The 25348-nt window shown below is 41.9% G+C and carries 16 protein-coding genes; 7 read left to right on the top strand and 9 right to left on the bottom strand.

Annotated elements, in window-relative coordinates:
* The first annotated feature begins 8 nt into the window (after positions 1-8).
* The 3 genes from murJ (at position 9) to ABJ225_RS15750 (ending at position 4555) form a co-directional block, all read left to right on the top strand.
* Positions 9-1529, top strand: a complete 1521-nt coding sequence (murJ, locus tag ABJ225_RS15760) for a murein biosynthesis integral membrane protein MurJ (RefSeq protein ID WP_347321029.1) — start codon at positions 9-11, stop codon at positions 1527-1529.
* 2 nt (positions 1530-1531) lie between these two features.
* Positions 1532-2704 carry a glycosyltransferase family 4 protein gene (locus tag ABJ225_RS15755; RefSeq protein ID WP_347321028.1) on the top strand — a complete coding sequence of 391 codons (1173 nt, stop codon included), beginning with the start codon at positions 1532-1534 and terminating at the stop codon, positions 2702-2704.
* An 87-nt stretch (positions 2705-2791) separates the two neighbouring features.
* Complete coding sequence (locus tag ABJ225_RS15750) at positions 2792-4555, top strand: LTA synthase family protein (protein WP_347321027.1); 1764 nt, start codon at positions 2792-2794, stop codon at positions 4553-4555.
* A gap of 72 nt (positions 4556-4627) precedes the next feature.
* Here the strand turns inward: ABJ225_RS15750 and ABJ225_RS15745 are convergent, their stop codons facing one another.
* The 9 genes from ABJ225_RS15745 to tagD form a co-directional block, all read right to left on the bottom strand.
* Positions 4628-6466: a glycosyltransferase family 2 protein gene (locus ABJ225_RS15745; RefSeq protein WP_347321026.1), complete on the bottom strand. Its 1839-nt coding sequence runs from the start codon at positions 6464-6466 to the stop codon at positions 4628-4630.
* A complete protein-coding gene (locus tag ABJ225_RS15740) occupies positions 6459-7586 on the bottom strand; it encodes a DegT/DnrJ/EryC1/StrS family aminotransferase (RefSeq protein ID WP_347321025.1) in 1128 nt (375 codons plus the stop codon). The genes ABJ225_RS15745 and ABJ225_RS15740 overlap by 8 nt, the downstream gene beginning before the upstream one ends.
* 2 nt (positions 7587-7588) lie before the next feature.
* A complete protein-coding gene (locus ABJ225_RS15735) occupies positions 7589-8926 on the bottom strand; it encodes an ATP-grasp domain-containing protein (RefSeq protein ID WP_347321024.1) in 1338 nt (445 codons plus the stop codon).
* Positions 8907-10904: a CDP-glycerol glycerophosphotransferase family protein gene (locus ABJ225_RS15730; protein WP_347321023.1), complete on the bottom strand. Its 1998-nt coding sequence runs from the start codon at positions 10902-10904 to the stop codon at positions 8907-8909. Before ABJ225_RS15730 ends, ABJ225_RS15735 begins: the two co-directional genes overlap by 20 nt.
* Before the next feature lie 87 nt (positions 10905-10991).
* Positions 10992-12044, bottom strand: coding sequence for a dTDP-glucose 4,6-dehydratase (gene rfbB / locus ABJ225_RS15725; protein WP_079514324.1), 1053 nt, complete (start codon positions 12042-12044; stop codon positions 10992-10994).
* Between the two features lie 20 nt (positions 12045-12064).
* On the bottom strand, positions 12065-12934 hold the full coding sequence (rfbA, locus tag ABJ225_RS15720; RefSeq protein WP_048004918.1) for a glucose-1-phosphate thymidylyltransferase RfbA: 870 nt from the start codon (positions 12932-12934) through the stop codon (positions 12065-12067).
* Positions 12935-13115: 181 nt separating this feature from the next.
* On the bottom strand, positions 13116-17636 hold the full coding sequence (locus ABJ225_RS15715; protein WP_347321022.1) for a PA14 domain-containing protein: 4521 nt from the start codon (positions 17634-17636) through the stop codon (positions 13116-13118).
* A gap of 297 nt (positions 17637-17933) precedes the next feature.
* Positions 17934-19097, bottom strand: a complete 1164-nt coding sequence (locus ABJ225_RS15710; RefSeq protein ID WP_347321021.1) for a CDP-glycerol glycerophosphotransferase family protein — start codon at positions 19095-19097, stop codon at positions 17934-17936.
* Entirely contained in the window at positions 19090-19488 is a 399-nt protein-coding gene (gene tagD, locus ABJ225_RS15705; protein WP_048004916.1) for a glycerol-3-phosphate cytidylyltransferase, read from the bottom strand. Before tagD ends, ABJ225_RS15710 begins: the two co-directional genes overlap by 8 nt.
* Before the next feature lie 505 nt (positions 19489-19993).
* On the opposite strand from tagD, the gene ABJ225_RS15700 reads away from it, so the two are divergent.
* From ABJ225_RS15700 to ABJ225_RS15685, 4 genes are all read left to right on the top strand, one after another.
* Positions 19994-20815, top strand: a complete 822-nt coding sequence (locus tag ABJ225_RS15700; protein ID WP_347321020.1) for an ABC transporter permease — start codon at positions 19994-19996, stop codon at positions 20813-20815.
* An 18-nt stretch (positions 20816-20833) separates the two neighbouring features.
* Positions 20834-21637, top strand: coding sequence for a teichoic acids export ABC transporter ATP-binding subunit TagH (tagH, locus tag ABJ225_RS15695; protein WP_347321019.1), 804 nt, complete (start codon positions 20834-20836; stop codon positions 21635-21637).
* 191 nt (positions 21638-21828) lie between these two features.
* Complete coding sequence (locus ABJ225_RS15690) at positions 21829-23964, top strand: CDP-glycerol glycerophosphotransferase family protein (RefSeq protein WP_347321018.1); 2136 nt, start codon at positions 21829-21831, stop codon at positions 23962-23964.
* Positions 23965-24177: 213 nt separating this feature from the next.
* Positions 24178-25239, top strand: a complete 1062-nt coding sequence (locus tag ABJ225_RS15685) for a C40 family peptidase (RefSeq protein WP_347321017.1) — start codon at positions 24178-24180, stop codon at positions 25237-25239.
* Positions 25240-25348 lie beyond the last annotated feature (109 nt).

Raw genomic sequence — 25348 nt, 5'->3', positions numbered from 1 at the left:
GAATTCATATGAAATCGCTCATCAAAGCCGTCGGGCTTGTCACGATCATCTCCGGTCTCGGAAAACTGCTCGGATTCGCAAGGGAGAGTATCATTGCCGCGTACTTCGGCACATCTGACGTAGCAGACGTGTTCTTCGTCTCGAGTCTTGTCCCGACCCTGCTCTTCACAGCGATCGGGACGGCGATCCAGGCCGGGACGATTCCGCTCTTCATGGAAGCACGTGAGAGAAGTAAGAAGGAATCACGGGAGCTCATGAGCCTACTAGGCACGTTTTTCCTTGTCATTTCCCTCGCCTTCATCGCTGTTACGCTCCTCTTCACGGAGCCGCTCATGAAGATGATGGCACCGGGCTTCACCCCGGGTCAGCTCGATCTTGCCGTGGAACTGACGCGCATCATGATCCCGAGTATGATCTTCCTGACGTTGACCGCGATCTCCACAGGAGTGCTGAACGCGAACAAGCAGTTCGTCCTCCCGGCGTTCACGTCGACGGTGCAGAATGTGGTCATCATCCTGGCGACCGTCCTCCTTACGAATACATACGGTGTGTACGGGCTCGCTACCGGTGTCCTCATGGGTGCTGCCGGACAGTTCTTCCTCCAGTATCCTTCGTTCAGGAAAGAAGGAATCGGATTCAATTTCGCCTTCAAGGAAAACAAGGAGCAGATCAAACGGATCATGATCCTGTTCTATCCGATCATCATCGCGGCGATTTCCATCCAGTTGAACAGCCTGGTGGACCGCATGGTTTCATCGGGACTCGAAACGGGAAGCGTCTCGGCTCTGAATTACGGGAACCGGCTTCTCTGGCTCCCCCTCAGCGTGATCCTGACGCCGCTCATCACGGTACTCTATCCGTCACTCGTAGAAGGGGCACTCGAGGGCTACAAGCGATTTTTCACCATCATACATAAAGGGACGGCAATCATCCTGTTTGCCGGACTACCCTTCACGGTGCTCCTTGCCGTGAGCGGGGATGACCTGATCCGTCTCGCCTTCGAGCGGGGAAGCTTCGATGCAGGCGCGACCTCCATCACCTTCCAGGCCCTCTTCTTCTACGGGATCGGCCTTGTCTTTTTCGCCCTCAGGGACTTCCTGATGAACGGGTTCTATGCCCTGAAGAAGACGAAGATCGCCATGTACTCCTGTCTCGGTGCCGTCGCGGCCAACGTGATCCTGAGCATCATCCTGGCACGGTTCATGGGTGTCGGGGGGATCGCCCTCGCATCGAGCATCTCCATGCTCATCCAGTGCATCGTGCTCTTCAGCTATTTGCTGAAGGGCTTCGAAGAAAAGAAAACCTACTCAAAACGACTCGGTAAAGAATCGGGCAAGCTGATCCTGGCCACGGCAGGAGCCGTAGCAGGAGCGCTTGTGACAAAGTCCTTGCTCGCAAATGACTTGAACATCATCATCCATACGGCGATCATGACCGCCGTCATCTTCATCATCTATTGTATGCTGGCCTTGCTCTTCAAGGTACAGGCCGTATCACCGCTCACCCAAAAGCTGAAAAGGAGCCGATAACCATGAAGATCCTTTTATCCACCATATTCGAATACCCCCATGAAGGCGGCCTCTCCACCCATGTAGCGACCCTGAAGAATGGTCTTGAGGCCCTCGGCCACCAAGTGGATGTCCTCTCCTTCACCGATCTGAATCCACTCGTGCGAAAAGCATACGCCCAGGCACCGGGATTCATCGCTAGCAAAATCAAACCGGGATCCGGCCAGCTCATGAACGATCAAAACCGGATGACGCTGATCCACAAGGAATTGATCAAGCTCAAGGGCAATTACGACGTCGTGAACACCCAGGATGTTTATGCCACATTAGCAGCAGAAGGAACCGGAATCCCCGTCGTGGAGACGGTACACGGCTACTATTCTTTCGAAGCCATCAGCCGCGGGGCAATCGCAGAGGGAAGCAAGGAAGACATCACTGTCCGCGAGCGCGAAAAAAGGGCCTACACCCTAGCCGACGAAGTGGTCACCGTCGATCAGCGGATCAAGGATTATGTAAAATCCATGTCTGGTGTTGAAGCGACAGCCATCAAAAATTTCATCGACGTAGAAGACTTCGACCCGGGAAAACTTGATCTATCGGGCATACGGGAGGAATTTGGTATACCCAGAGATAAGAAGATGCTCTTCGTCCCAAGAAGGATGACGGAGAAAAACGGGGTCATCTATCCGACCCTCGCCCTCAGGAAGGTCCTCGACCGCCATCCCGATACCGTCCTCGTCTATGCCGGGACTGGTGAACAGATGCCTGCCATCAAGAAGGAAGTCGAACAGCAGGGCCTTGAGGGTGATGTCCTCTTCCTTGGCACGGTGCCTCATGAAAAGATGAAATACCTGTACGGGACGTCGGATGTCGTCCTTGTGCCGAGCGTCCATTCCTACGGTGTCGAAGAGGCGACCTCGATTTCCGCCCTGGAAGCGATGGGTTCAAGATCCCCTGTCATCGCAGGCGCCGTCGGCGGTCTGAAGGAAATCATCGAGCACGAGAAGGACGGTCTCCTCGTGACGGAGAAGGATGTGGACGGCCTTTCCGAAGCAATCCTGAAGGTATTGGACTCCCCCACATTCGCCGAACAGCTCGCCCGGAACGCCCGGACGAAGATCGAGCAGATGTACTCCCACCACTCCGCCGCCGCACGGTTCGAAGAGATTTATATGAAAGCCGCCAACAAGGCTTGAGCCCACCGCTCAAGCCTTTTCTTATGGCGTATAATCCCACAGAGGGAATCATACACTAATTCCTATACTCTACTAGGATGTGACTGTATGCATACGCTTCGAAACCCACTCACGTACATAAATGAACTCCTTTATATCCTGCTCTTCTTCAAAGTGATCCTGTTTCACTCGTTCACCGATACCCCCTTATCAAGCGGAGTCTTTTCCACCTCCATCGGCTTCCTTCTTGCCTGCTACGGCCTGTCCTTTCTGTTCAGCGGAAAATGGCGACTTGCATTCAGTGGACTGATTTCCCTTCTTGTATCCCTTGTCTTCCTTTCGAATGCCGTATATCTCGATTATTACAGTTCCCCCATCACCCTATCGATCTTCGGACAGATGGCCAATCTCGGTGGACTCGGAGATAGCATCACGTATCTGTTCAAGCTCCGGTACCTACTCTTTGTAGTCGACCTGGTCGTTCTGCCTTTCTTTCTATGGAGCAAGTTTCCATACACGAAAAAAAGATCCATGGTGAAGGGCGTCATCCCCTTCCTCACACTCGGTCTCCTCTTCCTGGTCATGAAGCCCGCAAAGCTCATGTTCGTTGACGACATGGAGAACCCTGTCCAGGCCTACGATTCTCTGGATCACGTTGTCCAATACGGCCTCATCGGCCATCACATGCTGGATTCGTATTCCTACATCAGGGACCGGAACTACAAACTGAGCGATGATGACAGGAAGCGGATCGGAACGGCCTTCGCTGCTGAACGGGACCCGGCCGATCACCCTTATAAGACCTATGGAAAAGGCAAGAATCTCATCATGATCCAGGTGGAGTCCCTCCAAAGCTTCGTCCTGAACGAAGAGATCGGGGGCAAAGAAATCACCCCGACCATGAACCGGATGATGAAGCACAGCCTGTCCTTCCCGCACTTTTACGCCCAGACGATCGCAGGGAACAGCTCTGACGCCGAATTCCTGACGCAAACCGCTCTATACCCTTTAAAGTCCGGATCGGTCTTCTTCCGCTATCCGTCAAATACGTACCACAGCATCGGAAACTCACTCAAAGAGGACGGGTATTCGACCCTCGGAGTCCACGCAGACGAGAAGACATTCTGGAACCGTCATTTGATGTATCCATCACTCGGCTTTGAGAACTACAAGACCATTGAGCAGTTCCCCCAAAAAGAACTCGTCGGAATGGGCGTCGGCGATAAAGAAATGTTCACGGAGACAGCGGGCACATTGAAGGAGCAGCCCTCCCCCTTCTACTCCCTGATCGTTACCCTGACCAATCACATGCCGTATGACCTTCCTGTGGAGAAACAGTCCCTCTCCCTCCCCAAAGAAGTGAGCGGCACCCTGCTCGGTGATTATCTCCAGACCGTGCGCTACACCGACGAAGCCATAGGGTTGTTTTTAAAGGAACTGGCATCCGATGGACTGCTCGAAGACTCCATCATCGTACTGTACGGCGACCACAACGGGATCTTTGAACGCGACAAGTCCCTGATCGAGAAATGGAAGGGCAAATCGATCTCTACCGAGGAATGGTACCGGGAATACGCCACTGTGCCGTTCATGATCTACAACCCAGGGATAAAAGGAAAGGAAATCGATGCGTATGGCGGCCAGGTGGATGTGTACCCGACGATTGCCTCCATCGTGGGGACATCCTATACATCGGGGCTCGGTGAAAACCTTCTTGCTTCACCGTCCGGGACCGTCGTGATCCCGAGCGGCGGGTATGTGACGAAGTCTTTGATGATCGGGAAGGACGGGATTGTTGAAGGACTGGGAGCGGAGAAACAGGAAATGCTGAACACTTCGGAGCTGATTATCAAAGGGGATTATTTGAAATGAGATATATGTATTTTTAGACAAAATAAAAAGACAGACTGATTTAGATAAGGGCAGTCTGTCTTTTTTACGAGGTTACACTCTGTTTTTCTTTTTTCTGATTCCAATGATTTTACGTTTGAACGTGCCAGATTCGATAGATACATTATTCTTATCCGTACGATATAATTTGGCAGACGTGTCATCCCAATCAAAGATCTTCTCTTGAAGCTCTGCAATTCGCCCTGCGGATAACCTGAACTTATGGCCGTGTATTTCATAATAGAGATTATACGTAGCGTTTTCATCCAAGAAATGAATCCAATTCAAGCTGAACGCACTTTCTTCTGTTTTGAAGTACACCTTGCTTTTTGAAACACGGTTTTGGACGAATAGCTCAAGTGATCTATTCGCAGGGTATTGATCCACACCTACATGAATTTTCTCTTCATCTGCTCTCAACACATTAAAATGAATGCTTCTACCCAATAAAGATAAGTTATTTTTCTTCGTGAAAAATAGTTTGAACCATTCATTAGTAATGTTTTTGACTACATTTGTGAACATTCTTGAAGTAATCCTGAACATATCCACACTTTTATCATAATGAACAGTCAAATAGATATCGTAAACATCTGTATTGTCAAAGTCGCTAAGATTAATATTTACAGAAGGGTCTTTCAGATTAATATCATATATCTTTGTTTCTTCGATGTTCATACGAGACCGAACATGCAATTCAAGTTTTTTAATCTCAAAGGCATCTGGGATTGTAAGATTCACCAGTTCAAAACTGGTATCATTCATCTTCACATCATCAAATTGAATCAATTGTGGTAGCAATTTTCTCAACTTAAAGAGATCGTCCGGGATGTTAAATTGATTGTTCCTGAACGAAGGAAGCGCCCAGTAGTAGCATCCTTTCTCTTCTAGGATACTTCCCTTAGGCTCGACCTGAAGAAACTCGATCAATTCATCTGACATCCCATTCAATATCATATAAATGTAAAGATTTTTGATGGTTCCAAGATCATTATCATATATATCATCGACCATAGAGAAAATCCGCTCGACTTCTTTGAAATACACCTTTTTGAACTTTTCACTCTCGATTACGCCGGTGATTGGGAATAAGAAACGATCTAAATTCCTTTTTAAGAATTCATTCTTCACGTAATCATTTCCGAAAGAGTTAAAGTAGTTCAACTGATAATCGTATGATTCAATTCGGTCAAGGAAGTTTTTAATGTCACTATTGGTTTGAGATATGGATTTATGAACGGCTTCTGAACCCCTCTTTCTCCATAGATACACCAGATCAGTGATGATGGCTATACGTTTTGCATATAAGAACGCTTTATGGACCATTGGTCTATCTGCATATAACATGCCTGGTGGCATCAGTGAATCCGTTTCTAATAGGAACTCCCTCTTAAAGATCTTATTCCAATAGAAAGCATCATAAAAGATATCCAAGTAATCTTCTATATTCTCGATTACCCTATTTTCTTTCCACACTTCTCGTTCTTTTTTATAGAGTATTTCCTTCTGCAAACCATCCATCAATATATTTGCTTTACCGATAACAATTTCAGAAGAAGTTCTTTCAGCTTCATTATAGAGCTTTTCATAGGCATCAAGGGGGACAATATCATCAGAATCTACAATGGCAACGTACTTCCCTTTTGCCGTTCTGACTCCCTTATTACCCGCAACCGCACCACCGCTGTTTTTCTGATTAATGATTGTCAGGTTTTCGTATTTCTCTTGGTACTCTTCCAATATTAATAGACTGTTATCGGGACTCTCGTCGTTCACTGTAATAATCTCAATACCTTTAAGTGTTTGGTTCACAAGAGAATCCAAACAGTCTCTAAGGTATTCTTCTGTATTATAAACAAGTACGACTACACTAAGTTTTATTTCTTCACTCACTGATATCACCTAATTCGAATTGAATGATGTCGCAAATTTGATTTGTTTCTTCAACGGTTAAGTTTGCATGCATTGGAAGACAAAGGATTCTTGTGCTCACCGTATGAGCTACCGGAGTTTCATCGGCATTAAAATCATAACAGTTAAATTCATTACAAAGGGGATAGAAATATTTTCTGGCAATCACATTATACTCTTTTAATTTCTCAGCTAACTGATCTCTTACCTTTTCACTTTTCAGCAAGATCGGGAAGTATGAATAATTCCCTTTCACACCTAGTGGAATCGTCGTTGTTTGAAGACCCTCAATTCCTGACAGATGCTCTAAGTATGTTTCATAAGCAGCCTTACGAATCTCGATATTCTGATCGACTATCTCCAGGTTGCTCAAACCCATAGCTGCTTGAAATTCGTTCATCTTTGCATTCGTCCCTACGTAATCCACCTGATCGGGGGACGCCATACCAAAATTTTTCATTGCCATAAGTTTAGTTGAAAGGGCTGCATCACGGTAAGATAACATTCCCCCTTCAATAGAATGGAATACTTTTGTCGCATGGAAGCTAAACATGGAAACATCCCCAAAATTCGATATGCCCTCTCCGTCAATTTCCACACCAAAAGCATGCGCTGCGTCGTAGATGACTTTTAACCCGTGCTTATTAGCAAGTTTTTCTATTGCTTGGACATCACAAGGAATTCCAAACACATGGACCGCAACGATCGCTTTCGTATTAGGGGTAATATATTTCTCAATCTTATTGACATCAATGTTATAAGATTCCCGATCTATGTCGCAAAATACGGGTTCAAAACCGCTATTGACGATTGCATGTACGGTAGAAGCAAATGTAAACGGAGTGGTGATGATCTCCCCTTTTTCTTCTATAGCTGTTTTCAGTGCAATTTCCAGGGCGAGATGGCCATTGGTAAATAACTCAACATTTTGGGTACCCAAGTAATATTCCAGCTTACGCTTAAACTCATCGTGTAGAGGGCCATTGTTTGTCAACCATTTCCGCTCCCAAATATCGTTCACATATGAAAGGTACGTGTCCTTATCAGGGAGCGTTGGTTGGGTAACCGTAATTGGGGTATTAAATTTCAATTCCGATTTCATGCTCAATACCTCCAATCTATCAGGGATTCAACTGCATCCAGGTCAAACACTGGGATATTATGAGTTTCATGGATTTGCTTACGCTCATTGTAAGAATCGTCTATGAATATTGACGACTTATCCATCTTGAAATATTTATGTTTAATATCCGATTGTGAAATATGGAAGATTTCGTCAAAGATGTTCCTATCGATTTTGAGTTTACTCAAAGTTTCTTCGATTTTGTGAATATGCTTTGTAACCAGAATCATTTCTTTTTCTTTTGAAAGACACTGGTAGATAAACATCATGACAAATGGATTGACCTTGTCCCCATGGGTCACTGTATCATCGAAATCGATATAAACACGTTCATACTCCATATCAAGAGTGAAACGGTTGGTCAATGCCCGATCTACCTCTACTGAATAATCATTTTCAATGATAGAGATGTCATACCCCATCCGATCAAAGATTGTCAGTAGTGGGAAGTTTACTCCTTTATTTCGATACAGGTTCATAGTTCCTGCAATTCTCGGCGCAATTTCTAATAATTTATAAGAGCCATTTGCATCCTCTTTTACTTGGAAGAACCACATTCCACGGAAAGGGAGTTTTTCATTGATTATCTTTGCAATCTCTTTTACGTCTTCTTCAATTTTTATAGTTTGTGAGTTTACACTGATTCCGCTCTTGATTCGCCTACGCTCCCGCATTCCAGTGAAACGCAGCTTCCCTTCTTTATCCGTAAAACAATCAATCGTGTATTCCTTACCCGGTAGATACTCAAGAATCAAAAGATCTGCATTTTTATCAAGATGGTATTCTGCTTCTTCCTTTGAATTGGCAAGAGCAACCCCTTTTGACCCTTGACCCACATTTGGTTTTAAAAACACGGGATATTCTCTCACCTGTTCAAGACTTGAATACATCTCGGGATTAAATGACTCTCCATTGAACAATTCATACGTACTTTTCTTTGAACGGCTGATTTCACATGTATAAGCGGATGATGTTAGAACTTCTGCAGGTATTTCTTGTTGATGCTGTGCTAGCTTTAAGACAACACTATCGTGAGCAGGGAAAATATAGTCAATGCCCTCTTCAGAAATAACTTTATTTAAATAGGTGATAAAATCATCGTCATCTATGTTTGGGAATCCATCCACATATTCTTTATACACAAATTTCCCGTGATCCTTCACACTGGATCCTCCGACAAGGGTTACACCTTTGACGAACTTAAGGGCATTGTTAATTTCTAACCCTATTTCTGATCCACAAGGAAATACCAATACCTTTTTATTCATTCCTACCTCATCCTTACCTGATTGATATAAGTTATTTAAATACTTTTTCAACTACCTTATCGGCCGCTTTTCCATCTTCTAATCCGCAGAACTTCTCATAGAATTGATCGTATTTGGTCGCATAATCCCTTTTAATTGAATCAATTGAACGCACGGCTTTCACTAACTCTTCGCTATCTTTCAAGATGGGACCTGGTAGGTCTTTCTCCATATCCAAATAGAAACCACGAATTTCGTCTTTATATTTTTCAAAGTCATAGGCGTAGAAAAGAATCGGTTTCTTGGAATTAGCATAATCGAAAAATACAGATGAATAATCTGTAATGAGAAGATCGGCTTCCAAGTAAAGTTCTTGTATATCGTCATACTTTGAACAGTCATATACAAAGGATTGATATTTATCGTCAATCTCCAGTGAGTCACTCACAAGATGGTGCATCCTTAATATCAACACATACTCATCTTTAAAGTTTTGATAAAAATCTTCAAGGTCGAATTTTAATTCAAATGAATGATTCCATGATCCAACCATTTCATCATCTCTCCATGTTGGAGCATAGAGAATGACCTTTTTGTCTGCTGGAATCCCTAACTTGGCTTTTAACTCGACATTTTTTTTGTCGTCGCTGTGGAAGACATCATTTGCAGGATAACCATATTCCAGTACTTCTTTTTCAAATTTAAACGCTCTTTTGAAAATCTCTGATGAGTATGGGTTTGCTGAAATTAAATAATCCCAATTCCTTGACTCAGTATAAAAGTTTTCTCTCGCCAAGGTTTCCGGACCTTCAATTTCAATATCGTACCCAAGCTTTTTCAATGGCGTCCCATGCCATGTTTGAAGATACACATTTCCTTCACGTTTATGATGCACCGGAAAGACAATATTACTGACCCAATACTTTGCCTTTGCAAGGTATTCATAATATTCTCCAGATTGTCTGTCTACAATAATTGGAGAACCTGGAATAACCGAAGCCTCCTGACCTGTATAGGACCATACAAATGTAAAATCCTTGTAGGCTGGGTTTTTCAGCATGGCTTCATATACATACTTAGGATTTCCTGAATAATTCTTACCAAAGAAGCTTTCAAAGAATACCATCTTGCTATTTAATGGCTGAGATTCAGACACTTGATTAAAAATGGTTTTACCTTTTGCTATATTATATGTCCTCGCGAATTGAGCAGTATCTGTGTACCAAAGAGCCAAGCTGTTTAACCCCATTGTTGCATATGCAGCTGTGAGGTACTCTTCCGTGTTATTAACATTTACAAGATAGCGATCTTCTTCTCTGTCAAAACTAGAATAACTCTGTAAATTAAGAGGTCTGCGGAAGATAACATCTCTTGTGATGTTTCGTAATTGAATCAAGGCATCCCATCTGGAATTAACAACCATGTGCTCTTTGAATCGATCTAGGTAAATCAATCCGCTGTAATCGTAAATTCCAGGGGAGTGTTCTTTCAATTCTAAGTTAAATCCTATGAACTTGTTGTTATCTCTCCGCTTAAAAATCAGCTCCGCTTGAACAGGCTTCTGGTTGTTAAGATCTTCTATCGTCCCAGCGATGTAAAAATTCTTTCCAATGCCTTTAATTTCTTTTGTATCTTGTTTAAAAGATGTCTTAAGAACATTTGTCGTTAAATTGTTTTTTGTGGTTTTCACTACTTTAAATTCTGTTTTTGAATTGTCGTCAATAAAATGAATTTGCTTCAAGTTTGAGTTGAACCCAATTCGTCTATGAATCCTTCTTTTCCCTATTTTTCCGATGAGATAAAAGTCCAGTTTTCCGTCTGAAGTAAGATCAGAAAGATGATCTAAAGAAAATGTTGTAGTTCCTTCTACTATTTCACTCAACAACCTTCGTCCAGACTTTCTGTCTTTCACCATGACCAATTTTTTAAGAAGTACTCCCATATTCGTTAATGTTAGCTTTAACTGCCGACTTTCTTCGTCAATTTCTACACTCTTGACGTTATGTTTGAGTGAAACATTCTTGAATACTGCTTTCACTTTAGTTTTCATTGTCTTCTCCTTGTACTGTGGATTTAATGGAAATCCTTAAAAGGGTATAAAGGGTTTGCGCAAGCAAACCCTTTATACCAATTCCGATTACTTATACATGTTTGTATAGTAATCTTTATACTCACCTGAAGTAATGTTTTGAGTCCACTCTCTATTCTCCAAATACCAATCAATCGTTTTAATGATTCCCTCTTCAAACGCAGTATCTGGAAGCCAGCCCAATTCATCTGAAATCTTCTGTGGATCAATCCCATAACGACGGTCATGGCCTTTTCGATCTTTCACGTAGGTTATTAAATCTTCTGTAATGGATGCATCGACTTTTTCATTCAGGTGTTTAATGATGGTTTTAATGATGTCTATATTCGTTCTTTCGTTATGTCCTCCGATATTATAGACTTCCCCTTGTTCTCCATCATTGATTACCATGTCGATTGCCTTACAGTGATCTTCAACATAGAGCCAATCACGTATATTCAGGCCGTCACCATAAACAGGAAGACTTTCTTTGTTCAGGCAATTATTAATGACTAAAGGAATCAGTTTCTCTGGGAACTGATAAGGGCCGTAATTGTTTGAGCACCTTGTAATGTTCACAGGGAATTTATACGTGTCAGCATATGCTTTCACCATCAGATCACCGGAAGCCTTACTCGCTGAGTATGGGCTGTGTGGGTCTAATGGGGTAGATTCAGTGAAATATCCTGTATCTCCTAATGAACCATATACTTCATCCGTGGATACTTGAATATACTTTTTACCAGGCTTGTATTGATCTTCCCCGATAGTCCAATATTTTTTTGCAACGTTTAGTAGATTCAATGTGCCATTTACATTTGTTTCTACAAATACAGATGGATTTTCGATGCTGCGATCCACATGTGATTCCGCTGCAAAATTGACAACATAATCAATATCATTGTTCTCGAATAGCTCACTGATTTTCTTCTCATCCCGGATATCAGTTTGAACAAAAGTATAGTTTGGATGCCCCTCTACTTCTTTCAAATTCTCCAGATTACCTGCATATGTAAGGGAATCAATATTGATTAGTTTGATTGCATCGTATTTCTTCAGCATGTAAAGCACAAAGTTTGAGCCGATGAATCCCGCTCCACCAGTTACCAAGTATGTCTTCATTGAATATATCAACCTTTCAATTATCTAGTTTCAGCAATTTGAACCAAATATTTTCCGTAATCTGTTTTTAACAACGGCTCCGCCAAAGATAGTAATTTTTCTTTTGTAATGAACCCTTTCCTATAGGCGATTTCCTCGACACATGAAATGTATAGCCCCTGCCTGTTTTGCACGACTTCTACAAAGTTGCTGGCTTCCAGGAGGTTGGCATGCGTCCCCGTGTCAAGCCAGGCCATTCCCCTTCCAAGCGTTTCAACTTTAAGGGTTCCCCGCTTCAAGTATGCATCGTTGATTGAGGTGATTTCAAGCTCTCCTCTATGAGAAGGTTGAACGTTCTTTGCAATCTCAACCACATCATTGTCATAAAAATAAAGACCGGGCACTGCATATTTTGATTTAGGCTGTTCAGGCTTCTCTTCAATACTGATCACATTTCCTTCGGCATCGAATTCCACTACGCCGTATGCTTGAGGATTGCTGACATAGTATCCAAAGATGACAGCTCCCTCTTCTAAAGTTACCGCCCGCTGTAACGCTTCCATGAACCCTTGGCCATAGAAAATATTATCCCCAAGTACAAGAGCTACATTGTCATCGCCGATGAAGTCTTCACCCAATATGAACGCTTCCGCTAACCCACGGGGCTCTTCTTGAACCTGGTATGAAATCTCGATACCAAGATCTTCTCCGGTTCCTAATAACCTCTCGAATTGGGGTAAATCATTTGGTGTAGAGATAATAAGAATTTCTTTGATTCCTGCAAGCATTAATACCGATAAAGGGTAATAAATCATTGGCTTATCGTAAATCGGGACCAATTGCTTTGAAATGGCTTTTGTAATCGGATATAACCTGGTGCCGGACCCTCCGGCGAGTATAATTCCTTTCACTTCTGAACACCTCTATGCTTTTTACATTCTAGTTATTTTGTCCTAACGCTTCCAAATTTCATGAAACTACTCATCTTATATATACTAAAGAAAATATTAACATAATTCAACATATTCTTATATACGTCGACAGATAATTACAATCAAAAAAGCGGATGAGAATTCACTCATCCGCCATTGCTTAATTAATGACTTTCACGTAATCACCGGATAGCCAGCCTGTACTTGTAGAGTTAGGGAGATAAACTTGATACCAACCATTCTGCTGAACCGGTTTTCCGGATTTCACTACCAATTTTAATGTAGTTCCTGAATTGACTGAAGTGATGATGCCATAGGTGGTTGCAGGACCTTGCCTGATTCTCAGACCGTCCTCCGTCACCATGACCATCGGTTCTTTCGTTTCACCTGAATTTCCGAAGTCAAGATACGCTCCGCTCATCCATACACTCTTGCCATTTACTTTCACACGATACCAGCTGCCGCGAACATCCGTATTGTAACCCAACACCTCTACTTTTGCGCCTTTGTTCAGCGTTCCGAGTATCGTTGATGAACTTTCGTACGGAATGGAACGATAGTTAGTATTGTTTGTAAGGACCGCCTGCTTGGAAGGTGAATAATCTATGAAGATATTCGATGGGTAAGGTTGCCCACTTGGTATATCCCTTCCATAGGTCGGTGGCGTCGCAGGTACCTTGGTCGATGGATTCAGACGATCATAATACGCGGCATCAAATGGCTTTATGGACTCCATCAGGTTGGCGATTCCATTCTTCCAATTCTGATCCGTTGCATATCTGACGTTCATCCCGTCCAAGTTTGGCCCGTTGTAGTATCTACCACCAGGGGTAAGGTAATCGGTCTTTACCTGATACGCAACAAAACTAATACTGTCGTCCCCTGTAGGGAAGTAGAATGCACATGTGACCGGACAAGAATCATAAGCTCCGTAGCCAAAGAAATTACGCTTATACTTAGCGATTGCTGAATCTCCCCAGCCCGTTTCCCAAATGGCGTGGGCAACTAGATACTGAGCATTTACCCCCGTCTTATTCTGGACGTTGATAAAGTCTTGCGCGTATTGTTTCAGCGTGCTATCAGGACGTTTTTTATTGAAGAAGTTAACTATATCCTGTGCTGTAATATTAGACGGCTTCCTTAAGTCTAAATCTCTATACGATATTGCTGAAACTTTTTTGATATCGAATTGAAGCTTGGCACCCAACGTTCCTTCATGGTATTCAATTTCAATATCATGAACACCTGAACTGATATTAGGGACTGTTACTTGACGTTTTCCACCAGCAACATAGCTCCAAGAGTCGATAACTGTCTTCCCATCCATTTTAAGGCGAAGACCATCATCTGCATATACTGTAATAACGTAATCACCCGACTCATTAAGTTCGAGTTTTTTCGTCAATCTTGCACTGAAATGATCAACTGGAAGTAACGGTGAAGGTGAACCTTGGCCCCAGTTGAAGTTCACTTCATTTAAAGGTACCAGAGCACCCTTTCCACCCATGATGACAGATGGCCCCGAGAGACTCTCATTACTGAAGAATTCCGCGAACCAACCGTCATTCTTTGTAATCGACTTTGCTTCATTATATGGTTGAAGGACAAAGTCAACCTTACTTGCGTCAGTGGATTCTTTGTAACGAACTTCAATCCAGTGTACGTTTCGTTCAGAGGCTGGGGCACCTGCCCTGTCCTTGATGTTGACTTTAACTGCGTCTTCACGGTATGCACCGTTCGTAAATCGGTCGAGTACCATCTCTCCATCAATCAGGACTTGAATGCCATCATCTGCCCCACCACGAACAATATATTCTCCAGCAGGAACACGTTTAGCAGTTACATACTTTGCAGAGAAGTGATCAACTGGCACAACACCCGGCATAGGACTGCCGTACCCATTATTCTCACTTAAAGCACCATATGCTCCGGATCCTTTAATGACTTTAGAGCCCGCTGGCGAACCTGAGACTGTCTCATTTGTGTAGTAATAGGCCAACCAGTCATTGAAAGGAACAACATGAGAGAATAAATAGGCTGTTTTAACCCCTTCTCTATAGTTCGTCATAATGGAATGATCCCCGGCCGAAACACCTGTCAGGAGGGCACGGTCAATGAGAGAATCATAAGAATAATTCCATCGATCGATGATCCGTTTTCCATCAAAATCAACCTTTACTCCATCGTCAGCCATTGTCTGGAAGAAATAATCTCCTGCTGCTAGATATTGACTCTGGTTGAATAACGCAGTGAAATTATCAGGTTGGACTTCCACGGAAGGACTTGAGAGTCCCCAGTTATAACTTACCTGTTTTTCTACTGCTTCATAATACGTTTTTCCTTTTTCAAGTTCAAACTTAAGTCTTGCCCCTTTAACCTTGTCAAAATGCTCAACGATGATTTCATGTTCACCTTTTGTCAATTCAATGCCTGCTTGACGCAGATGATTGGATTGGTAACCCCATGAATCTATCATTTTCTTCCCATCAACGTACACTCTTACACCATCATCGGCCCAGGCGTTTAAAACATAATAACCTGGATCTGAGATGTTGACTTTCCGTTTAAATCTCGTAGAAAAATAATCATTCGGAATGAGTGGGCTTGGGGAGCCTTGACCCCAGTTGTAATCTAGATTTTCAATCTTTTTGGAAGACGATTTTCCTCCAAGGATGATCGGTGTTCCATTAAAGTCCATCGTAGGATAGACCTCACCAACCCAGCCATCTCCTACTGCAGGATCTGTCACTTCTTTATAAGGCTGCACTTGGACATTAACCCTGCTGGATAAAATACCTTCTCGGTACTTCACTTCCACCCAGTGAACGTCTTTGTCAGTACCCGTGCCATTGTCCGAAACCGAAAACTTAATATCATCTTCCCGGTATCCCACGGGGGTAAAACGAGCCAGCACCAACTTACCGTCTATGTAGACTTGCAAACCATCATCGGCACCTGTTCTTAGTACATAATCGCCGGCTTCCAGTTTCATAGCAGATGTGTAGAGTGCAGAGAAGTGGTCAACTGGTACTACTCCAGGGACCGGACTACCTTGTCCATTTACCTCATTTAGTTTATTACCGCTCCCTTGGCCTTGTATAACCTTTGATGTTAACGGAGCCCCGCTGAAGTTCTCATTTCCATAATAATAGGCAAGCCAATCTCCATAAGGAACGATATTGGAGAAGATCGACGCACTCTTAGTCCCTTCATTATAGAGGGTGGTTATTGAGTGTTTACCTCCATTCATCCCAGGCAACAATGCTCTGTCGATGTATTTAGGAGAGTATTTCCAACGATCAATGATTGTCTTCCCATCTACTTCCATGATCAACCCATCATCGGCATATGTCTGAACGAAGTAGTTACCTGCCTTAAGATCCTGACTCTGATCGAATTTGGCTGTGAAATGGTCATACTTATCTTTGATCGGCCCTTTTAATCCCCAATTGTACTTAAGAGAAGGACTTTTCGCTGTATAGTCTGCTTTTTCCTTTTCAAATTCAACCTTAATCCTAGCATTTTTTATCTTTTCCAAATATTCAACACGTACATCATGAATTCCTTTGGTCATGGGAAGTGTTACGGTCCTATTCCCACCGACAACGTACTTCCATGAATCTATGACCTTTTCTCCGTCCACATATACCCTGACTCCATCATCGGCACTTACATTAATTGAATACAGGTCCGTGGAAGCCACGTCCCATTTCTTATAAAACTTAGCCGTGAAATTATCATTAGGAATCCATGGATGAGGAGAGCCGCTGCCCCAATTCAGATTAAGCTCTTTTAAGGGCTTCAATGCATTCTTTCCGCCAAGAATAATGGACTTTCCTTTGAAATCTTCCCCGGAATAAACCTCACCGACCCAGCCATCTGAGGGGCTGATGTCCATGACTTCCTTATATGGTTGGATTTGAACATCCATTTTTGAATTACCAGATACATGTTTATATCTGACCTCGATCCAATGTGTACGATCTCCATTGGTTCCATTCTTGACATTAACCTTAACGGCTTCGTCTTTTATTGCTGAAGTTCCAAAACTGTTGATAACCGTTTTTCCATCAAGAAGCACCTGCACTCCACTATCAGAGCCGACTCGGATGATGTAGTCTCCAGGATCCAGATTCTTCGCTGTTACATACCTGGCGGAAAATCCATCTGCAGGGACTTTAGTGGCCGGGCTGCCTTTGCCGAAATCAGCGACAAATCGTCCATCACTTTTTTCAGACATGATCTTGGCTGCCTCCGGAGATCCACCGGTGGTTTGATTTGAATAAAAGTAACCTAACCAGTCATCAAATGGAACAACGTGGGAGAAGACATAGGCTGTCTTTACCCCTTCACGGTAAGAAGTCTGGATATCGTTAAGACCCTTTTGCGTATTTTTCAGTACTGCCCTATCTATAAGAGAAGTATGAGAATAAGAGAGCCTATTGATCACATCAGTACCATTCACTGATACTTTTATTCCATCATCCGCCAACGTTTGGATGAAATAGTCCCCTCCATCCAAGTTTTGGGATTGATCGAAGTGAGCTGTGAAATTGTCTACCAAACCGTTGGGCCCGCCAAGCCCCCAATTGTATTCCACCTGAGGTGTTTTCTCTGTATAATCAGCGTTTTCTTCCGCTGAAATACCTTTGCTAAAACCGAAGAATAACAACAAAGCCATACTAGAAGCTATAAGTTTATTAATTGCTTTCGCTCCTCCTTTAGTAGTGATTATTTTGTCCTGCTTGTAACATTAAAGTTACATTGTAATACTATCATAAAATAATTGGATAATAGAAGAATATTAAACAAAATACTCCATAATACCCTATAATTTCTGATACTTCACGAACATTCGCCATTCGTATTAAATGTTCATAATCCTTTTTTCGACAGGAATCCCACTTCACTTAATAGGTATTTATAACTATTTGAATAACAAAAATAAGCCGAGTGCTGATTGCACCCGACTTAACGTTCATAGTTTTTCTTTCAAGAATTTCACAAGATTTTCGCTGGAATATCCTTTTGAAAATTCATTCCATTTGTCAGAGAAACGTTGAATCTTATTTAAATCAAAATGACCGTTTTTTATAATTTTTATAATTTCATCTGTCTCATACGCAATAGGTCCAGGTATATCCTCTAGGAACTCTTCCCAAATACCCGGTTTTTGATTGTATAAGTGGTAATCATAAAAATAAAAAATCATTGGTTTTCCTAATATGGAGTACTCGAATGGAATAGAAGAATAATCTGTAATTAAAATATCCGTCACGAACAAAATATCATTTAAATTATGGTGAGAGGATACATTAATGACGCCTTCATTGCCTACTCCCATGTTTAGTGACTGCCTGACCGCAGGATGAAGTTTGATCATTAAACGATAATCATCACCCAGTTCGCTCATCACCTTGCTCACATCTAATCTCAAGGATTGTTCAGTCAATTCATGATCTCTGTAAGTAGGTGCATAAAGAATTACCTTTTTACCTATTATTTCGGGATAACGCTTATATAGCTTTTCTTTTGAAATGCCTTCATTCCTATGCGAAAAGAAAGGATCTGTCCGGGGAATTCCGGTAAACAAAAATTTCTCAGAAGAAATATGAAATGCTTTTTGAAAGATATCGGCCATTTTTCTCGACCCTACAGCTATCCTGCTAAATCGAGCATATACTTGACGGAAACGTCGTATAGCCCTATTCCCTCTGATTTGGTTGGAGGAATCTCCAAGCCCGAACTTTTTTGTAGCACCATTAGCATGCCACAGTTGTATGCACTCTACACCTTCACGAAAATCCGAAGCAGATAAGAAACCATAATAATTATCCACGAATATAATTTTCGAAGTAGCCAAATGATAAATAGAACATAGAAATTCATAGGGCCTTTTCACGTGAAAAAGAAAGGTATCACTGCCGTCCAATTTCGAGAATATAGGGTACATTTTTTCAGTCGTTAAAAAAAGAGTACGACAAGAAAGATCTTGTCGTAACATCTCTTCGTATACTTTTTTATTGTTTTCACTAAATGACACTACAAAAACAACCTTGGATTTTAAAGGGAAAAGCTTAAACAACGTAAATATGGTCTTAAAGAAAAGCAGATATGCCGTTATGGCAATCTCTCTAGCCATTATTAACTGTAAAAAGGTCGTTTTTAATTTTCGAAGTAGAAATTCCGATGGTTCTTGGAAGATAAACAACTTCGCAATGTTCCTTCAGGAAATCAAATTTTCCTTCCCAATCGTCACCCATTACAAAAACGTCAATATCACGATCGATTACATCACTTACTTTTTGCTCCCAATCATTTTCCGCAATGACTTCATCCACGTAACGAATGGATTCAAGGATCATTTTTCTATTTTCAAAACTATGGTATGACTTTTTATTTTTTAATTCATTAAACTCGTCCGAAGAAATGGCTACAGTCAAATGATCACCAAGTTGTTTCGCGCGTTTTAATAAGTTTATGTGGCCCCAGTGAAGCAAATCAAACGTACCATAAGTAATTACTTTCTTCATTACTGATTCCTCCCGGATATATAACTTTATAGATTAATTTATGATGACAGTGAAACCCTGTAAAATTTCGAACAATATAATCGTATTATACACGTGCTAGTTTACAAGAAGTTTATAAGGAATTTACAATTGTGTAATATGCGGATGATGTAAAAGATTGTAATATGTTATACCTAACCATTCTATAGTAGTCCATGGTACTATTTCAATAGCGGACATGTGAATTTTAATTGAACGTTAACAAACCAATACCCTTAAACTAATACAGTTAACCCACATTTACAATTATAATTTATTCCCAGTCTCTTGGGTTTAGCGGCCCTATTCAGCTTGAACTATGCCTTCAGGTTGTGACTACTGTGAAAGTGGGTATACTTCTGGATATGAACGACCTTAATATATCTATTGAACAATATTCATTTTTATTGCAGAATAGTCTTGTCCCAAATAAGGAGTATAGAAATTTCTTTTATAAATTCGAGATGGCTCTAAGAAAGGAAAACCTATGAAATCTGCTCTTACCGTTTTTAAGGAACAAATTACAAATTTCTATTTAATACAAAGACTTTCATTGTATGAAATAAAAAGCAATAATAAAAATAATTACCTTGGCATGCTCTGGGAGATTTTGAATCCCGGCATTCAAATCGCCATCTATTGGTTTGTATTCGGGTACGGAATTAGAACTGGCGGCGAAGGTAGAGGGGCCGTCGGCGACGTTCCCTTCATTGTCTGGCTCCTTGCCGGGATGGTTGTCTGGTTCTTTATCAGTCCGGCCATTACACAGTCCTCCAAGTCAGTGTACACACGGATAAGGATGCTCTCTAAGATGAGTTTTCCAATGAGTGCCATTCCTTCCTATGTAATCATGTCTAAGTTTTACCCTCATTTATATTTAACAGGTATCACAATTGTAATTTTTCAATTCATGGGGTATACCATTAACATTCACTATTTGCAGCTACCCTATTTTATGCTTGCCGTTCTCGCATTATTATTCGCATTGTCCTTGATTACCTCAACACTCTCCACAATGGTGCGAGACGTACAGATGGTGGTGCAATCCATTATGAGGATGCTTCTATACCTCTCACCTATTCTGTGGAATATGGAAGGAATGCTTAACGATAAGCTGGTAACCATAATGAAATTAAATCCTTTTTATTACATTGTAGAAGGATATAGAAGTTCTCTAATTGGCGACAGCTGGTATTTTATTGATCATTACCAGTATACACTTTACTTCTGGGGTCTTGTCTTGGTGTTGTTCTTGTTCGGCTCCTTTATACACGTGAAATTCAGGAGACACTTCGTTGATTTCTTATAATAGAAAGTAGAGGATGAAATGTCAAAATCAGTTATTGTCAGTAATGTAACGAAAAAATACAAGCTTTATTCCAAGCAATCAGAACGAATCTTAGATATGATTACCCCCAAAAGCTTCGGTGAAGATTTTTATGGTTTGCGAAATGTCAGTTTCGAAGCTGACAAAGGGGATATTATTGGATTTGTCGGTGTAAATGGTTCAGGGAAATCAACACTCGCCAACATAATCGCCGGGATCATCCCTGAAACGTCCGGTGAAGTCGAAGTCCGAGGGAAAACTGCTTTGATTGCTGTTTCAGCGGGTCTTAACGGTCAACTTACAGGTCGTGAAAATATTGAGTTAAAGATGCTGATGTTAGGATTTAAGAAAAGCAAAATCAAGGAATTAGAACCTGAAGTCATTGAATTCTCGGAGTTAGGGAAGTTTATTGATCAACCAGTGAAATCATACTCAAGCGGGATGAAATCACGTCTTGGATTTGCAATATCCGTCCATATCGATCCCGATATTTTGATTATAGACGAAGCACTCTCTGTGGGTGATAAAGCCTTTGCTGAAAAAAGCTTAGAAAAGATGTATGAGTTTAAAGAAAACGGTAAGACCATGTTCTTTGTCAGTCACTCCATTGGTCAAATGAAAAAGTTCTGCGAAAAAATTCTTTGGCTAGAGTACGGAGAAGTTAGGGAATTCGGTCCTGTTGAAGACGTCATACCGAAGTACGAAAAATTCTTTAAAGATTACAAAGCAATGAGTAAAGCTCAGAAAAAGAAATTCAGAGAAGATGCCATGAAAAAACAGAGTGGGATTTCCTTAACTACTTAATTTAAACCTGCATATTCTGCAGGTTTTTTTAATCTTTATACTGAATGGGTATACTATTCTTAACTTGCTGATTCATATCTTTCTTTACAATTGGAATAGGATTATATTACAACTTTTTATTCATCCAAAACATCATATATAATACCTTTTAGAACAATTTGTTCTTATTTAGAGAGGAGCAGAGGACGTTAATGAATGACCATGATTTTCACCACAGGCAGATTACACTATTATCGATTAAAGAGACCTCCAAAGGTCGGTATCTGTCTTTTGAAGCGAGCTTTTTAAAGACTTTTTTAGATTCCTACACACGTTTCCATTTTTGCATCCTGGAAAGAGGAACAGAACACCCGATCCGACTCTCTGCAAAGAGGAAGCATTGTGAAGATGAATCAATGGATTTACTGGAAGGTGACTTCCCTCTGGAACCGCACTTAAAAGAGCTTAAACCTGGGGTCTTTTGGGACCTTTACTTGGTTGGGATCATAAATGATGAAGAGGAGTACAAATATACAAGGATAAAAGCTGGTATGGAGGATATAAGGCTTCACTCTTTCCTTTACCAGGACCATTTGTTTATTCCTTACCGAACTAAAAAAGGAAATGTCTCCTTCAAATTATCTCCTTCAGCTCCCATCGCAATGATTGAAGATCTTAAGCTGACTGATAATGGAATAATTAAACTTAACGGCTATGCCGTTTATATACCTGAAGCGCAGGGCAATGTTGAGGTTGTATCCAAAAGACTTGTGATCACGAATAATTTGAATGAAGAAGAGACCTTTATACCTCTTCAAAATGAAATTCGTCATGACCTTACTGAACGATATGCTGCAGGGGGAGAAGATTACTCTTCAAGTGGATTTTATGGCGAGTATAAACCTGATTCCCTTCCTATAGGTTCAAGTAATAATTATTATAAATTCTATATTGAGGTTTCAATCCCCACTTCTGAAGGGGTCCAACATATTCGTAGCCAGCGTCTGAAATTCCAACCTAGAAATGCAACTTCCCGCTATCAGGAATGCACATTGAGGTTAAAGAACAGCACATGGAAAATGCGTTTAAAACCAACAAAAAAATCCAACTTTCTTTCAGTGCGGATCTATCAGTACAAACCATTTCGCCAGTTAGCTGGAAAAGCTAAAAGATTTATTCTGCGTGTAAAACAAGGCAAAACGGTTAAAAAGGCTTATAAATCTGCCTTCATCCTCTTTGGAAAACTTCCTGCCAAGAAAAAACAGGTTGTGTTTGAAAGTTTTCTTGGGAAACAATACAGTTGTAACCCTCGGGCAATATACGAGTATATGCTAGAACATTATCCAGAATACGATATGTATTGGAGCATCGATCCTCGAAGCGCCGGGGTATTTAAAGGAAAAGGGTTGAAAACCATCAACCGTTTCTCGATCCCTTGGTTGTTTAAGATGGCCCGCTCAAAGTATTGGGTTTCCAACAGTCGTTTACCGCTTTGGATCCCAAAACCAAAACATACGACATATCTTCAGACTTGGCATGGAACTCCCTTAAAACGTCTTGCAGCTGATATGGATCAAGTGCTAATGCCGGGGACGAATACGGAGAAATACAAAAGGAACTTCTTAAATGAATCAAGCCGCTGGGATTATCTAATCTCTCCGAACCGTTATTCTTCTGAAATCTTCGCCAGGGCATTCGGCTTTGAGAAGGATATGATCGAATCCGGTTATCCGCGGAATGATTTCCTTCATAATGCGAATAATGCTGAAACGATGAATTCGTTGAAAGAACGCCTTGATCTTCCGTTGGATAAAAAGGTGATTCTCTATGCACCTACGTGGCGCGATAATGAGTTCTATGCAAGAGGTAAATACAAGTTCAATCTCAAGCTGGAGCTTGATAAGATGCAGGAAGAGCTTGGCGATGAGTACATCGTGCTTCTCCGCATGCACTATCTGATTGCCGAGAACCTGGATATCACTCCGTTTGCCGGATTTGCGTACGATGTATCGCATCATACGGATATCAGCGAGCTGTACCTCATCTCTGATCTTTTGATTACCGATTATTCGTCTGTGTTCTTCGATTATGCAAATCTCGGTCGACCGATGATCTTCTATGTGTACGATATCGAGAATTATCGCGACACGCTTCGCGGGTTCTACTTTGACTTTGAAGCACAGGCACCAGGTCCACTGGTAAAGACCACCGAAGACGTGATCCGCCATATCCAGCATCCGGATCCAGCATCCCAAGCGAACTTTGACGCATTTTATCAGAAGTTCTGTTACCTCGAAGATGGAGAGGCAAGCAAACGAGTTGTCGAAAAAGTGTTTAAAACGAAATAAATCTGGGTAAAGGACGCAGGTGATCCCTGCGTCCTTTTTTGTCGATTTTTCCCGTTCCCCTCCCAATTGCTCTTCCGTCATTCGGCACGTTGTGATAACACAGTCCAAAGTACTATTTCTTTTTACATTTTTGGTGATTTTACTCCCTTTTTTCTATTAATTTATGGTAAAATGACAAAAAACTATCAATCTATACATAGAAGGAGAAACCCATTGAAAAAAACGATTGTAACATTTGCTGCTACCGCCGTTCTGTCTTCTACCTATGCATCTGCTGCCGCGGCAAGTTCGCACAAAGTAGAATCAGGAGACTCCCTATGGAATATTGCCCGTAAGTATAATACGTCTGTGTCGAACTTGAAATCGCTTAACAATCTGAAATCAGACATGATTTTCCCGAATCAGGTCCTGAAGGTGACGGCAAAAGCCTCCACTGCACCGTCTAAACCTTCAGCGCCAGCGCCGGCTCCGTCTTCGCCAGCTAAAACGTATACGGTCAAATCTGGGGATACGCTGATTGCCATTGCCAACCGCCACTCCATTTCACTCGGCGAACTGCAGAAATGGAACGGGATCTCAAGTCATCTGATCTACCCAGGACAAAAACTATCGGTTTCATCCGGTGGATCCGGCTCTTCTTCTCCGGCACCAGCTCCTTCAAAGCCTGCACCGGCACCAGGTAACAGCGCAACAGGCTCTTACAAGGTTGTATCAGGGGATACGCTTTCCCACATCAGTCTCCGCTATAGCATGAGCGTGAGCGAGCTTAAGAAACTCAACGGACTGTCCGGGAATATGATTTATGTCGGTCAGACACTTAAGGTCAACGGAGGTTCTTCTTCCTCTCCGGCACCAGCACCTTCCAAGCCTTCACCATCTGCTCCTAAAGAAGATACGGTTACTTCCTTTGACGTCAATCGCCTTCTATCAGCGGCAAAAGGACAGATCGGTAAACCTTACGTATGGGGTGGATCCACCACTGCAGGCTTCGATTGCAGCGGATTCATTTATTATGCCTTCAACCAGGCAGGCGTAAGTATGTCCAGAACGTCTTCAGAAGGATACTACAGCCGCTCGTACTATGTCGACAAACCAGCAATCGGCGATATCGTATTCTTCTCGAATACATACAAAAAAGGCATTTCTCACCTAGGAATCTATGTCGGCAACAATCAGTTCATCCACGCGGGTGACAACGGGGTAGAAATCTCCAGCCTGAACAATTCTTATTGGAAATCAAAATTCGACAGCTTCAAACGCTTCTACAGTCTTTAAACACTACCCGGTACTATGTTCCCAACAGGGATGGAAATGTACTACTCGGCAGTGCAAACCGGTTGCCCCCTTGGCAGCCGGTTTTTTCGTGTGCGAAGGTGTCAGTATT

The sequence above is a fragment of the Rossellomorea sp. RS05 genome (genome assembly GCF_039822645.1).
Classification (GTDB): Bacteria; Bacillota; Bacilli; order Bacillales; family Bacillaceae_B; genus Rossellomorea; species Rossellomorea marisflavi_B.
This window is presented reverse-complemented; position numbering and strand designations above follow the sequence as displayed.